This is a genomic window from Mesorhizobium waimense, from assembly GCF_003601975.1.
Lineage (GTDB): Bacteria > Pseudomonadota > Alphaproteobacteria > Rhizobiales > Rhizobiaceae > Mesorhizobium > Mesorhizobium waimense.
Map to the genome: position 1 here is coordinate 1 of NZ_QZWZ01000080.1, position 13842 is coordinate 13842.

3 protein-coding genes and 10 pseudogenes are annotated in these 13842 nt (G+C 57.7%); 9 read left to right on the top strand and 4 right to left on the bottom strand.

The features are described from left to right. Nucleotides 1–129 precede the first annotated feature (129 nt). The 4 genes and pseudogenes from D3227_RS38110 to D3227_RS38125 all read left to right on the top strand — a co-directional run. Nucleotides 130–342, top strand: a pseudogene (locus D3227_RS38110) (transposase); the annotation flags it as partial. Nucleotides 343–564: 222 nt separating this feature from the next. Further along, the gene (locus D3227_RS38115) at nt 565–7815 is read left to right on the top strand and encodes a type I polyketide synthase (protein ID WP_120019195.1); all 7251 of its coding nucleotides are present in this window, start codon (nt 565–567) and stop codon (nt 7813–7815) included. Between the two features lie 369 nt (nt 7816–8184). Next, a complete protein-coding gene (locus tag D3227_RS38120; protein ID WP_281035049.1) occupies nt 8185–8838 on the top strand; it encodes a 4'-phosphopantetheinyl transferase family protein in 654 nt (217 codons plus the stop codon). After that, nucleotides 8835–9188 (top strand): annotated as a pseudogene (locus D3227_RS38125) (transposase); the annotation flags it as partial. The gene D3227_RS38120 and the pseudogene D3227_RS38125, both read left to right, overlap by 4 nt. A 28-nt stretch (nt 9189–9216) precedes the next feature. Here the strand turns inward: D3227_RS38125 and D3227_RS43460 are convergent. Next, a pseudogene (locus tag D3227_RS43460) lies at nt 9217–9390 on the bottom strand (IS630 family transposase); the annotation flags it as partial. A 41-nt stretch (nt 9391–9431) separates the two neighbouring features. Here D3227_RS43460 and D3227_RS38130 point away from each other — a divergent pair. From D3227_RS38130 to D3227_RS42415, 3 pseudogenes are all read left to right on the top strand, one after another. After that, nucleotides 9432–10134: pseudogene (locus tag D3227_RS38130) on the top strand (IS6 family transposase). Nucleotides 10135–10187: 53 nt separating this feature from the next. Continuing rightward, nucleotides 10188–10405: pseudogene (locus D3227_RS43465) on the top strand (DNA polymerase Y family protein); the annotation flags it as partial. Between the two features lie 26 nt (nt 10406–10431). Continuing rightward, nucleotides 10432–10539 (top strand): annotated as a pseudogene (locus tag D3227_RS42415) (succinyl-CoA--3-ketoacid-CoA transferase); the annotation flags it as partial. A gap of 26 nt (nt 10540–10565) precedes the next feature. On the opposite strand, the gene D3227_RS38140 reads toward D3227_RS42415, so the two are convergent. Continuing rightward, entirely contained in the window at nt 10566–11786 is a 1221-nt protein-coding gene (locus D3227_RS38140; protein WP_120019197.1) for an ATP-grasp domain-containing protein, read from the bottom strand. 332 nt (nt 11787–12118) lie between these two features. Here D3227_RS38140 and D3227_RS38145 point away from each other — a divergent pair. Beyond that, nucleotides 12119–12821: pseudogene (locus tag D3227_RS38145) on the top strand (IS6 family transposase). Nucleotides 12822–12871: 50 nt separating this feature from the next. Here the strand turns inward: D3227_RS38145 and D3227_RS38150 are convergent. Next, nucleotides 12872–13110 (bottom strand): annotated as a pseudogene (locus tag D3227_RS38150) (IS21 family transposase); the annotation flags it as partial. 118 nt (nt 13111–13228) lie between these two features. On the opposite strand from D3227_RS38150, the pseudogene D3227_RS43470 reads away from it, so the two are divergent. Continuing rightward, nucleotides 13229–13372: pseudogene (locus D3227_RS43470) on the top strand (transposase); the annotation flags it as partial. A 191-nt stretch (nt 13373–13563) separates the two neighbouring features. Here D3227_RS43470 and D3227_RS43475 read toward each other — a convergent pair. Further along, nucleotides 13564–13842: pseudogene (locus D3227_RS43475) on the bottom strand (hypothetical protein); the annotation flags it as partial.

The window sequence follows — 13842 nt, forward strand, 5'->3', positions numbered from 1 at the left end:
AAATAGAGCCACACCGCATGGGATGACCTCAGGCGGGAAACGATGGCGCTTGTAGTTGATGGCAGACGCGTTCATGCCAGTGCGTCTATCGCCGCGATACCTGACAAGCAGTTACCGTGACATCGCCCGCTAATCTTCCTGCCGCCCCGCGCGCCGGAGCTGAACCCCGTCGAGAACGTCTGGCAGTATCTGCGCCAGAACTGGCTCTCAAATCGCGTCTTCGAAGGCTACGACGCCATCATCGACGCCGCGTGCGGGGCCTGGCGCGAGCTCATCGAACGACCAAACACCATCACATCAATCGGAATGCGCGAATGGGCCCACGTCGGTCAATCAAATTGACCGTTGGCATCAGAATAATCCGGGTATCACTCGAATATTTCAACCGATGTTTACATCAATGTAAAGACTTTCACCTTAACTTAATAAACAATAATAGAATATAATATGTAGTTGCATTGCTTTCTGAAAGAAGCACGACGATTATTCGAGCGACGGCGCAGGCCATTTAGTAGGATCTGTGTCTGAACGCGGAATCTTAATTGATTTAGGTGGGCCTCGGAAATGAAAAATTGTCTTCCTGAGAACAAAAGTTTTCTGAAGGTCATAAAGAGCTCGCTAGAGCCATCATATCGGATAATCTGCTTCCCACATGGGGGTGGCAGCGTCCAGTCGTTCCGTAGTTGGTTTAACTATCTCCCCGAAGACATTGAGCTGGTTTGCCTAGACCTTCCCGGCCGCGGCAAACGGTCAGGTGATGCGGTCATCCGCAGGATGGATGTACTGGTATCCGTAGTCACTGATGCGCTCTGTGCGTACAGTGATCGGCCCTTTGTGTTCTTCGGCCACAGCATGGGCGCCCTCGTGGCTTACGAGGTCGCTCGCTCCCTAGAGGTTGCCGGGAGGCCATCTCCCTTCCATGTGGTCGTGTCTGCTCACAAATCGGCGGATGTGGTGGCGGATGAACCACCCATGTACAAGCATACAGATGATAAGCTGATCGATCTCGTCCGGACACTCGGAATGGTTCCGACGGAGGCGCTGGCAAACGAGAAACTCCTAGCGGACTTCATTTTGCCGCCCATGCGGGCCGACTTCGAACTTGCGGAGACTTACGACCGAAATCTGCCAACGCCTCTCAAAGCGGCGATCACCGCGATGGGTGGGGTTCAGGACGAAATGCTCAATGCCGATGACCTAGACGAATGGGGCCGGCTTACGACGTCGCGTTTCGCCCGGGTTATGTTTAGTGGCGACCACTTCTTCACCCATTCCATGACGGAGGAGGTGGTGTCTACCCTCCTGAGCGAAGTTGAGGAGGTGAAGGCGCGACTTCCAGCTTCCGTTCGAGATGGCGATGTCTTGGCTTATACGGCGCTACCACTGCATGAACAATTCCGTAAACAAGCCGCTCGCACCCCGGATAGCCCTGCCATCGTCTCACAGGCTGCGACCCTCACATACCGAGAGCTCGATGATCTGAGTGAGAATCTGTCCAAGCACCTCCTGGGACATGGTCAGGGCCTAGGCTCACGCGTGGGCATCCTTATGGATACTTCACCCGAATACGCCGTGGCTCTGTTCGGCATTCTCAAAGCAAGCGCGGCCTATGTCATGCTTGACAAGGCTCAGCCTATTGCGGCGCTCAAGCGGACACTTGAGAAGGCAGGCGTCGAAATCGTAGTCACCAACAGCCGTTTCGTGGATGCCCTTCCGCCTGACTGGTCGGGTCATGCACTGTCGCTGGACGAAGGGTGGGAAGCGCGACTTGGAGATATTACCCCCCCTAATTCACAAGCCCTCGATCTCGACGCCCCGGCCATCATCGCTTTCTCTTCCGGCACGACAGGCGAACCGAAGGGGATCGTTTGCCCGCACCGAAGCGCAGCATCCTCTTACCAGTGGCGCTACGACGCGCTACCGTACGCGCCTGATGAGCACGAGGCGGTCAATGTCTTCTTGGTCTGGGAGATAATGCGGCCGATTCTCGCAGGCATACCGGCCTACTTGATTCCGGACGACGTCATTTACGATCCGGATCGATTAGTCGAATATCTGGAAAATAACCGAATAACCAGGGTAATGTTTACACCGTCGCTGCTGGATGTGCTTGTCGGCAGCGGCGCCGTCAATGATAAACGCCTTCCAGACTTGCGCGTTATTTACTTGTCTGGTGAAGTTGTAACAGCAGCATTGGTTGAACGAGTGAGGGCAATCCTTCACCATGTCAAAATTATCAACAGTTACAGCATAGCTGAGACGTATGACGTAACTAATATTGATCTTAGCGAAATAAATCTTGAGGCAACGCAATCAGTCGTCCCGGTAGGCCTGCCGCAGTATGACGTCAGTGTGTATGTCCTCGATGAGAGGCGCGACCCTGTCCCGTTGGGCTTTCCCGGTGAGATCTTTGTCGGCGGCAATGCTGTGGGCCATGGTTATCTCAACAGCCCGGAGATGACACGGGAACGCTTCATTCCCGACCCGTTTCGCACTAATGGCACGATGTTCCGCACGGGCGATTTTGGCCGCATGCTATCAAATGGCCAATTGGAGATCCTGGGGCGCTGCGCCTTTATGGTGAAGATTCGAGGCCATAGCGTGGTCCCAGGCTCTCTAGAATCTGCTCTGCTACGGCACCCGGATGTCTGTTCCGCCGCGGTCGTCCCGGAAGTTGATACGACCACCGGCCAACCTCATAAACTGATTGCCTATGTTGTCTTGCGAAATCGGGGCAACGGTTGGCAGGCGTCGTTGCGTGCGCATATGAACTCTGAGGTGCCGCATTACGCAATGCCGTCGGACTTCGTCGCAGTTGCGGAGTTGCCCATGGCTGCGAACGGGAAGCTCGATCGGTCGCGCCTCCCAACTGCCGCGGAAGAGGCATCTCGTCCCAAAGCGCCTGCCGATGAGGTCGAACCCGCACTTCGTGCTGCGTGGTGCGATCTTCTACAGGCCGACCCCATCGATCCAGGCGACAACTTCTTCGATCGCGGCGGACATTCCTTGCTGGCTGCCCGTCTTTGCACGCAGGTTCGCGAGAGACTGGCGGTTGAACTCCGCGCAGTGGAGGTGTTCCTCAACCCGACTTTTGGAGAGCTTACAGCCCTTCTTCGCAAGCGCCGCGGCGAGCAAGGAGTTCACCAGCATGGGACGCTCCGTAAAACACCTTCAGTTGCGGCAGGGAAGATGCGGACTAAGATGGGCGATCGGAGCCGAGGCACTGGCATGGAAATCGCGGTAATCGGTATGTCCGGACGTTTTCCCGGCGCAGAGACCGTGGATGTGCTCTGGGAGAACCTCTGCCAAGGGGTCTGCTCGATCGTTCCGCTCTCAGCGCAAGAACTAAAGGCCCGGGGCATTCCCGAGGAGGTCCTGAAACGCTCCGACTATGTGCGCGCGGGCGCCCATCTCGACGATGTGGACGTTTTCGATCCGGATTTCTGGGGCCTATCGATGCATGAGGCGACGCTAATGGACCCACAGCATCGTCTGTTCCTAGAATGCTGCTGGAAGGCACTTGAGGCGGCCGGATACATGCCAACACAGCATGAGGGCCGAACGGGGGTATTTGCCGGTTCGCTCCTACCGCTCTATTTACTGCATTATCTGAGGGGAGGCGGTCTGATAGATCCTACAGACGCCCCGCACGCCTGGCTAACGGAACTCGGCAACGACAAGGACTATCTTGCGTCGCGCGCGTCCTACATGTTGAACCTCCGCGGCCCAAGTATCGCGGTACAAACCGCATGCTCAACGGGGCTGGTGGCGATCGCCATGGCCGCTGAGTCGCTCTCGGCCGGCCACTGCGATATGGCGCTGGCGGGCGGGGTCAGCATAATATTTCCCCAAGCGGGCTATCAGTATGTCGAGGGTTTCATCAATTCGTCCGATGGCTTGTGCCGCGCATTTGATGCCGATGCGAACGGGACGGTGACGGGAGATGGTGTAGGGGTCGTTGTTCTCAAGCGCCTCGAAGATGCGCTTGAGGCGGGAGACCAGATCCACGCGGTGGTGAAAGGATGTGCCATTAACAATGATGGCCGCGCCAAATCGTCCTTCTCAGCACCAAGCGCGCAGGGACAGACCGCTGTTGTGCGCCAGGCACTTGAATGTGCGGCGCTGGGTCCTGAGGACATAGAATACATCGAAACGCATGGGACCGGCACCAAGGTTGGTGATCCAATCGAGATCCGCGCTTTGGCAGAGGCTTTCGCGGGGCAACAGGAGATAGGCAAAACCTGTGCGCTCGGGTCAATCAAACCAAATATCGGCCATGCCAACGTCGCAGCTGGAGTCGCGAGCTTTATCAAGGCAGTTCTTTGCCTTCAGCGCGGGCTGATCCCCCCGACCATCAATATCAAGCGCCTGAACGAGGACCTGGGTTTGGAGGACACGCCCTTCTTCGTCAACGAGCAGCTTAGACTATGGCCCTATCGGGCGGGGCGCCCCCGAACTGCTGGCGTCACTGGCCTCGGTACCGGCGGAACGAATTGCCATGTTGTTGTGCAGGAATGGACCGCCGAGAAGACAAGGACTTGGCCCGGGACGGTCGCGCGGGGATCCTACGCCCTTTGCCTATCTGCGAAGACGCCGTCGGCGTTAGGCCGGGCCTGCCGGGATCTGGCCAGGTTTCTGCGGCGCAACCGGGATATCAACCTCGGTGACGTCGCTCACACGTTACGAGTGGCGCGATGCCATTTCGATCATCGGACGGTCATTGTGGCGTGCAACTTGGACATAGCGATCAAGAGGTTAGAAGAAGAGGCCGATCGCGAGGCTGATCCGGCTCTTCCCTCGCCATCGATTGCATTCATGCTGCCGGGCGTCGGAGTGCAGCACGTAGGGATGTTCAAGGACCTAATCGATCACGTGCCGGATTTTCGGGAGGCCTTCCTGACTTGTGCCGCCACTAGTCGCCTAGTCCTGGATCGTGATCTGGAGTCACTCGTGTTCGGCCGAAACGATGCATATGCGGCCACCTCCTTTGAAGAAATAAACGTCATGATCTTCTCCGTGCAGTATGCCATGGCACATTTACTTAAAGCGTGCGGCGTGTGTCCAGCCTACCTCGTCGGACACAGCATGGGCGAATACGTCGTGGCCACCCTAGCGGGCATTCTCAAAGTGGAAGATGCTATCGGGCTCATGGTCGTTCGTGGTCGCGCCATGGCGAACCTTGGCGTTGACGGTGCCATGCTTGCGGTCAAATGCAGCCCTGAGGAGGCTGAAAGCATTCTCGAGAGGGACGTTTGGCGTGACCGGGCTGAAGCTGGCGAGATCAGTGTCGGTGTCGTGAATTCCAAAACTAGTGTCGTCTTCACCGGGAAACGGGAACTGATCGAAACGCTTCAGGAGGGACTCGAAAAATCAGAGATTCCCAATCAGATCCTCAATACCGCTGGCGTCCCCAGCCATTCTCCCCTGATGAAACCGGCAGCTAATATTATCGATGCACATGTCCGCACGCTCGAGAAGGGGGTACCGAATTTGCCCGTCGCTCTGAATTCAGGAGGATATCTGCACCGGGCGGCAGTACCGCTATCCGAGACCTACTGGAGCAGGCAGGCAAGCGGAAAGATCCAATTCGATCGGTCTCTCGCAGCCATAGTTGCGGCCGGCGCAACTGCGCTCATTGACCTTGGTCCCTCGCGCAATCTAGCGCGTTTCGCGCATGAAGCAATCAATTCAGAGGAACGTAAGACCAGAATTCCGGCGATTGTACCAGCTGCGCGCGGTAAGAACGACGAGGAGTTCACCGACCGTCATATCCTTCTGGAATGTCTCGGGAACCTCTGGTCCTTGGGTGTTGCGGTGGACTGGAAGCGAGCCAGTGATCAATTAGAGCCGTTCGGTATTCGCCGACGTATTCCCCTTCCGACGTACTCGTTCGACCGGCACCGTTGCTGGCCGGAAGGTCAAACTGCCGGCTTGATGGTTCTGCCGCAGGCCGGGGAGCGAGGACGCCGCAGAGGAGAGGTATTCACCTATGCGCAAACTTGGACAGAGAAAATGATTCCCCGCACAATTCCCGGCGACGGAAGTACAAAGACGCTACGTTGGCTGGTACTCGCCGATCGACCGTCTGAAAATGCGAAATCTGCGGAAGACGCACTGGCAAACAGCATCACGCGGCGGTTGGAGGATGCCGGCCATGAAGTTGTTCGTGTTTGCCGACGAGCCAAACCCTCGAACCTACCCATGAAAATCAAAAGGTCTCTCGTCACTATCGACCCCACCCGAGAAGGACTGAAGGCGCTCTTCGACGCCGAGGTCGCCTCGGACCGTCCCGCTGGCCGCATTCTCTGCCTCTGGCCCCTTAGCGGCTGCGCCGACGCGTCCGGAGATCCGGGCACGGTGCAGACCGATCTTTTGCGCAGCTACGACGCGATACTCGATTTGGCGCGCGTTCTCTGCACACTGACAATCGAGGCTCCGGTCGATATCTGGATTGTTGGTGACCGGATAGTCCAGGTTGGCGAGGAACCTGTAGATCCCGAAAAGGCGTGCGTCTTCGGTCCGGCCATCGTGCTACCACAAGAGAATCCGATGGTCGATTGTCGGGTTGTTGACCTGAACATAGAGGACCCGGGCGTCGCCGATCGGCTCGTTGCTGAAATCGGGCGTGATAAGCTTGGTCCCGAACCGCTCGTCGCGCTCCGCGGGAACCGGCGGTGGGTGCCGCACTTTCCCGAGGTGGTCCTCGCCGCACAAGGTCCCGGAGGTGAAGTCTTCAAACCGGAAGGTGTCTATTTAATCACAGGAGCTCTCGGGCGGATCGGTATGTATTTGACTGAACATCTCGTAACCCTTGGGGCGACTGTCGTCGGGATAACCCGCCGTGCGGTGCCTGACCGTTCTGATTGGAAATGCGCGAATCTCGAAGATGGCTTGATGCGCCGACTGGCCGCGCTTGACAGCGCAAAGGGTCGGGTGATTCTTCGCCGGGTCGACGTATCCGATTTCGACGCTCTGTCGAGCATGCTCGACACTACGGTTGAGGAATTCGGGCGGGTCGACGGTGTCTTTCACGCCGCTGGACTGGCCGGTGTGAAATTCCTTGCTGAGATGGAGGACACGACCTCTGCCAGTGAGTTCGCCTCCAAACTCGTGGGGACGCGCAACCTCTACGCTGCGATCGAGCGAATGCAGTCTACCCATGCCTCATCTCCGGAATTTGTGTTTCTTTTCTCGTCCCTTGCATCCATTCTCGGCGGACCAGCAATGGCTGCTTATACGGCGGCGAACAGGTTCATGGACGCCTTTGCAGGCAAGGTCCAGGGCAAACTCGGCGTCCGGTGGATCAACTCCAACTGGGATGACTGGGATTTCTCCTACGACTGGCAGGTGACTGCGGCGTACCAGTCATCTGAGGCAAAGAATTTGGCGATCAGTCCCAACGAGGGGATCGACATCATAAAGCGCATACTGGCAACCATTGACAACGGCCAGGTGATCGTAGCGACGCGACCCTTGTATCCACGATTAGGGCAGTGGGCCGATCAGGTGCGGATAATTACGAGCAACGAGCCAGACGGAGAGAACATATCTCCATCCGAAGAAGCCGGAAGAAATAAGGAGAACGTGCTATACGACAATCTCAGCGATATCTTCCTCAATGAAGTCAAGTCTCTCCTGAAATCCAAGGAAATAGGATTGGACGATAATTTCTTCGACATAGGCGGAGATAGCCTTCTCGCCACGGCACTTCAAATTCGTTTGAAGAATAGCCGACGCTGGCGGCCGCCTCGGTTGGATGAGATATTCAAGGCAGCAACGTTAGGCGATCTCTACGAACGGATTTGCCAGATGTAATCCGGGAGTCACTACAGCCAGCAGCAGAATGAGGTAGCATGCCTGCAACATTCATAATATCCGCCACGGCGATGCGCACGGGCCGCCCCTATCGCAACCCATCCGACACCCAGCTCTGTGAGAACGATCCTGATCCGCGTCGGCTTGGCAAGTATAGACAGTGTGCTTCTGCCGTGGAGCATCGGTCGACGGTGCCAATCATCGCGATGCACAGTAATCCGGGATGAACTAGCCACGAGGGCGGTGTCTCTCTCAGTTTCCAGTATAAGCGCCCCAACCACGACGGACCTCATTGCTCTATGCACCCGCTCTCGTGGATTTCTCACCCATATTACTTTGCATCGTACCGGTCATGTCGATGGGGTTCTAGTGCACGGCAGGTTCGAGTTCGAAAACTACACGGAGGACTTGTTTGACGATCTCGCCTTAGTATGTCCTCCCAGTGTCTCCACAGCACTACCGATACGACGTGCCGAGTTTCTCGCCGGTCGCGCGATGGCGCAGGCGGCCTTGCACGCGCTGGGCCTACCTGCCCCCGAAATTCCTATCGGTCCCGACCGCGCCCCGCTGTGGCCGCGAGAGTCTGCCGGTTCAATCACCCACGCACGCCGGTACTGCGCGTGTTTTGCCATTGCAGACCCTAGCTGGCAGCTCGGTGTGGATGTCGAGACGCTGGCCAGCGGCCATGCACTTGAGTCTATTCTGAGCATTACCGCGAACGAGAATGAACGTGCCTTGATCGTTCGACAGACCGCTCTTCCCCCAAATTGGCTGGCGACGCTTCTATTCTCGGCCAAGGAAACTCTTTTTAAAGCGCTCTATCCGATGGTGCGGCGCTTTTTCGGATTTGACTGCGCCGAATTACGCACGACTCCTGCAAACGGGTGCCTCCGATTGCATCTAACGCAAACGCTTTGCCAAGGATTACCCAAGGGCCAACACTTTGACATCTGGTTTGATATAGCGTCCGACCATGTATTGACATGGTTGGCTCTGCGCCGATTTTCGAATAACCAAACATGATCGAACCCTATGCCGACAGGCCGCAGGCAATCACGCTTGGCGCCGACAAGGCCTATGACGCTGAGGACTTCATCAACGAGTTGCGCGCGATGAGGGTGACACCACACGTGGCGCAGAACACCAACGGCCGTCGTTCGGCGATCGACGGGCGCACGACGCGGCACGGCGGCTATGCCGTCAGCCAGCGCATCCGCAAACGCATTGAGGAGGCGTTCGGATGGATCAAGATGGTCGCCGGGCAGGCAAAGACAAAGTTGCGTGGCCGCGACCGCGTCGGATGGGCCTTCACCCTCAGCGCCGCCGCTTACAATCTGGTGCGGCTGCCCAAGCTGTTGGCGGTGTCGACATGACCGCCCCGGCGGGTTGTAATACCAAGAGTCATTGGGTTTGACCGACATGGGCCCATTCTCGCATTCCGATGGATGTGATTGTTTCGGGAGCGGCGAGCAGTTTGTGCCAGGCATCGCACGCGGCGTCGATAATTGCCTCGTAGCTGTCGAAGACGCGGTTTGAGAGCCAGTTCTGCCGCATGTACTGCCAGGGCGATGTCACGGTAACTGCTTGTCAGGTATCGCGGCGATAGACGCACTGGCATGAACGCGTCTGCCATCAACTACAAGCGCCATCGTTTCCCGCCTGAGGTCATCCCATGCGGTGTGGCTCTATTTTCGGTTTCCGCTGAGCCTGCGCTTGGTCGAGGAAATGCTGCTGGCGCGCGGCATTGTCGTTTCCTACGAGACGATCCGCCGGTGGGGAAAGAAATTCGGGCCCGACTACGCGCGTCGCCTTCACCGCAAGCAGCCCAGCCGGAACGACATCTGGCACCTGGACGAGGTGGTCATCACCATCGCCGGCAGACAGCACTGGTTGTGGCGGGCGGTCGATCAGGACGGCTGTGTACTTGATGAGATCGTCCAGAACCGGCGCAACACCAAGGCGGCAAAGCGATTGCTGATCCGGCTCCTGAGAAAGCAGGGTCTCACGCCGAAGCGGATGGTCACCGACAAGCTGCGTTCCTACGGCGCCGCACGCCGCCAGATCATGCCGAACGTCGAACATCGGTCGCACAAAGGTCTCAACAACCGCGCCGAGAATTCGCATGTGCCGTTGCGAAAGCGGGAGCGCATGATGCAGGGGTTCCGATCACCGGGATCGCTGCAACGTTTCGTCTCGATCTTCTCTGCCCTCAGAAATCTCTTCGTCCCACCTCGCATCAAACGCTCGGCAGCTGCCATTCACCTCCACCGCCTCCAGGCCATGGCGGCGTGGAAGACCATGACCGGAACGCTCGCCTGAATTCTGCAGCAGCGGCCTTAATCCGATCTATCTCAGATAACGTGACAAGCCCCTCGCGTCTGGTCGTGCAACTCAGCGAGGCGCTTCAGAAAAGGGGCTCGGCGTCCGGCGCCCCGAGCTTATCGTTCACAAGGTCGGCAACAGCATGCAGGCGATTCGGGTCGGCACGGCAAAACCCAGCCGCGATGTCGGCTGGCTGACAAAACTGTTCAAGGACCGCATCGAGAATATCGAACTGGGCTTCGGAATCGAGAAGCTGGCAGCACAGGCTGCCCGCTAACTTCAAGACGGCTACGCCACCTCGGCATCGGCATTCCGACGCTGGTCGCCAATTACATTCCCGACGATGTCTATGTAAAGCGGCAGTCGGAGAATGGGCTGCTCGGCATCGGCCTGTTCCCGTTTCGTTAAGTTGACGACGCCAGTAAGTTCTATGTTACGGTATCCGGAGTGATCGACCAACTGAGGAACTCTACCGCACGCTCAAGTATAGCCTCTGTCTCAGCGAAGCTGGGTGAGGCGACGGCGACGTATCCCATCCAGTCTCGGAGGTCGCCTTTCGTGACGATCGACGCCTTGGGTCCCACATACAATTTGACCTCAGAGACACCAGGTACAGCAGCCGCTTCACTGACCCCCTTGATCCAATCGAGCGTGCCATCGCGATCAGCAACTAGGATCCGTGCGGCCGAAACATGCGAATGCCTTCTGCGCAAATCCCATTTGTCGCCGATGACAATCTTAATGTGCTCCGTAACAATATCGATACCGTAAGCCAACTGAACCAGTTGGGGTCCGGGCGCACCACCTAGACGTGGGTTGACTTCAATAACGACGGGGCCGTGGGACGTCCACCGGAACTCAATGCATGTTGGGCCCCAGCCAAGCCCGAGAGCTCGCAAGCAACTCAAAGAAACATCGGCGATACAACTGCACTCATCCTCAGTCAGCGGGGCCGGATAGGTCAACTCACGAAAAACGAAATGCGGAGACGGACCGGAGTCAGCAGCGGAGATCGCAACGACCTCTTTTCCCATTATGTCAGCGCAATAGTAGGGACCGTCTGCGAACTCTTCGACTAGAATTCTTGGTGAAGAACCCCATATGTAGTTACCATCCAACAGATAGGCTGCATGTTCGGCTAACTCCTCGTTGTCACGACATAATCGGACGCCCCTGCTGCCGCTGCCTACGGCTGGCTTGACTATCACCGGCAAACCAATCACCGCAGCAGAGCTTTCTATGTCCGCCGCGTTCGCTGCTACCCGATAAGCGGGTACTGGAACGCCGGCCTGCGCGAGGAGCTGACGTTGGGTGAATTTGTCGCAGCACCGTTCCACCGATGCTGGGTCCGGTCCTGGTAAATCGAAACACCGGCAAAGGTTGCCAGCTGTCGCATAGAACAAGTCCCCGACGCTCGTAATTCCAGCGATGTCATAGGTCGCACGCAGCCTGGAACATTCGCGGATCAGCGCATCGAGATTGCCTGTATCGACACGGATTGTCTCAATGTTTTGCGCCGCAAGATAGTCGTACTGAGCTGGGTCAGCCGACATCATAATTGGATGAAGGCCAAGACGCTGCGCCGCTTCGACGTATAGCATACCAGTACGTGCACCGCCTTCAACCAGAATGAACGCTCTTCTTGCCATTGCCGTTGACTCCCGGTTGCGATCTGTGGGGCGACCGAGCGTCAATCGGCATCAGGCTATCTCTGACTTCCGACTCGATCCTCGGTCCGTGAGACGTTGCTCGCATGCGTCGTGCCAATTGGTAAAGTCGTGTTGAAACAATCTTATGGCGCTTGCACCGCTATGTCGGAAGTCTGTCATCGTCAGACATTGGACCACGCGGAAGGGTTGTGTTGCAAACTTTCGCGGGCATGGCTTAAGGGCCGAACCATGGGAAGATAGCCTTGATTATGTGGCAAGGGGCGATGTCACGGTAACTGCTTGTCAGGTATCGCGGCGATAGACGCACTGGCATGAACGCGTCTGCCATCAACTACAAGCGCCATCGTTTCCCGCCTGAGGTCATCCCATGCGGTGTGGCTCTATTTTCGGTTTCCGCTGAGCCTGCGCTTGGTCGAGGAAATGCTGCTGGCGCGCGGCATTGTCGTTTCCTACGAGACGATCCGCCGGTGGGGAAAGAAATTCGGGCCCGACTACGCGCGTCGCCTTCACCGCAAGCAGCCCAGCCGGAACGACATCTGGCACCTGGACGAGGTTGTCATCACCATCGCCGGCAGACAGCACTGGTTGTGGCGGGCCGTCGATCAGGACGGCTGTGTACTTGATGAGATCGTCCAGAACCGGCGCAACACCAAGGCGGCAAAGCGATTGCTGATCCGGCTCCTGAGAAAGCAGGGTCTCACGCCGAAGCGGATGGTCACCGACAAGCTGCGTTCCTACGGCGCCGCACGCCGCCAGATCATGCCGAACGTCGAACATCGGTCGCACAAAGGTCTCAACAACCGCGCCGAGAATTCGCATGTGCCGTTGCGAAAGCGGGAGCGCATGATGCAGGGGTTCCGATCACCGGGATCGCTGCAACGTTTCGTCTCGATCTTCTCTGCCCTCAGAAATCTCTTCGTCCCACCTCGCATCAAACGCTCGGCAGCTGCCATTCACCTCCACCGCCTCCAGGCCATGGCGGCGTGGAAGACCATGACCGGAACGCTCGCCTGAATTCTGCAGCAGCGGCCTTAATCCGATCTATCTCAGATAACGTGACAAGCCCGGCCAGGCTGCTGGTGACCGTCGCTCCCGACACCCCAAAAGCCGGTGGTCACTTCCCCGGGGGAATTTGCCTCCGCACCAGCCCGCTGCGCTCGGTAACGCCGAATCGTCTTGCGATCGACACCCGTCAGCCTTTGAATCTCGCGCTGGCTGGTGTTGCGATCAAGTAATGTTAGTACGGTGCTTTGCAGATGTGCCTTCAAGACGTTCAACTCCCGGTCCCCTCGCTATAGAAAGGGGATGAAAATAAACGTCCTGCCTTACCGGCTACCGCTGTTCAGTAGCGCTGCCGGTGATCATCGGGTGGGGGAGTTTCAAGTGACCACACCCGGGGGATTTTGACCGACCCACGGGGCGCATCGAAGGACCGTCTTGTCGCGGCCTGCCTTGAGCCTGGCGTGTCGGTATCGAGGCTTGCGCTCGAACATGGGGTCAATGCGAACCTTCTTCGGAAGTGGATAAAGAAGCGCGCGGAGACCCAGTCCCTCCCGCCGTCCTCACCAGACCGTGAGCGCGGTGGCGCGGCGATATGCATTGTCCCCGCAGCAGTTGTTCGCCTGGCGTCGCTCCGCGCGGGTGCCATTGGCGAATGCGCCGGCACCGGAGCCATTGTTTGTTCCGGCAGTGGTCGCGGCACCGGAGCCCGAACCGGCGGGGAAGCGCGTGTCGGAGACCGGTAACTTCTCTGGGGTTAGGCGGCGCGCAGAAGGGGCGGTTTGGGCTTGAATAATGGAGGCACGTTCGGTTCTGGCCGTCGGAACGGTGCCCGCAGCCGCTCGCGAAGTTCGCCATTGATCTCCGCCGTCCTGACCTGCATGAGCATGTGCGCACCGTGGAGAGACCAGAGACCAGCGCATCTGCTGCTTCTTGACCATGCGTTTGCCGACAAGCGAATTCACTGCTGACTCGGCGAGGCTGGTGGCGACACGAAGCCCAGCTCGGTATCGCTTGCCATAGTTGACGATCGCGC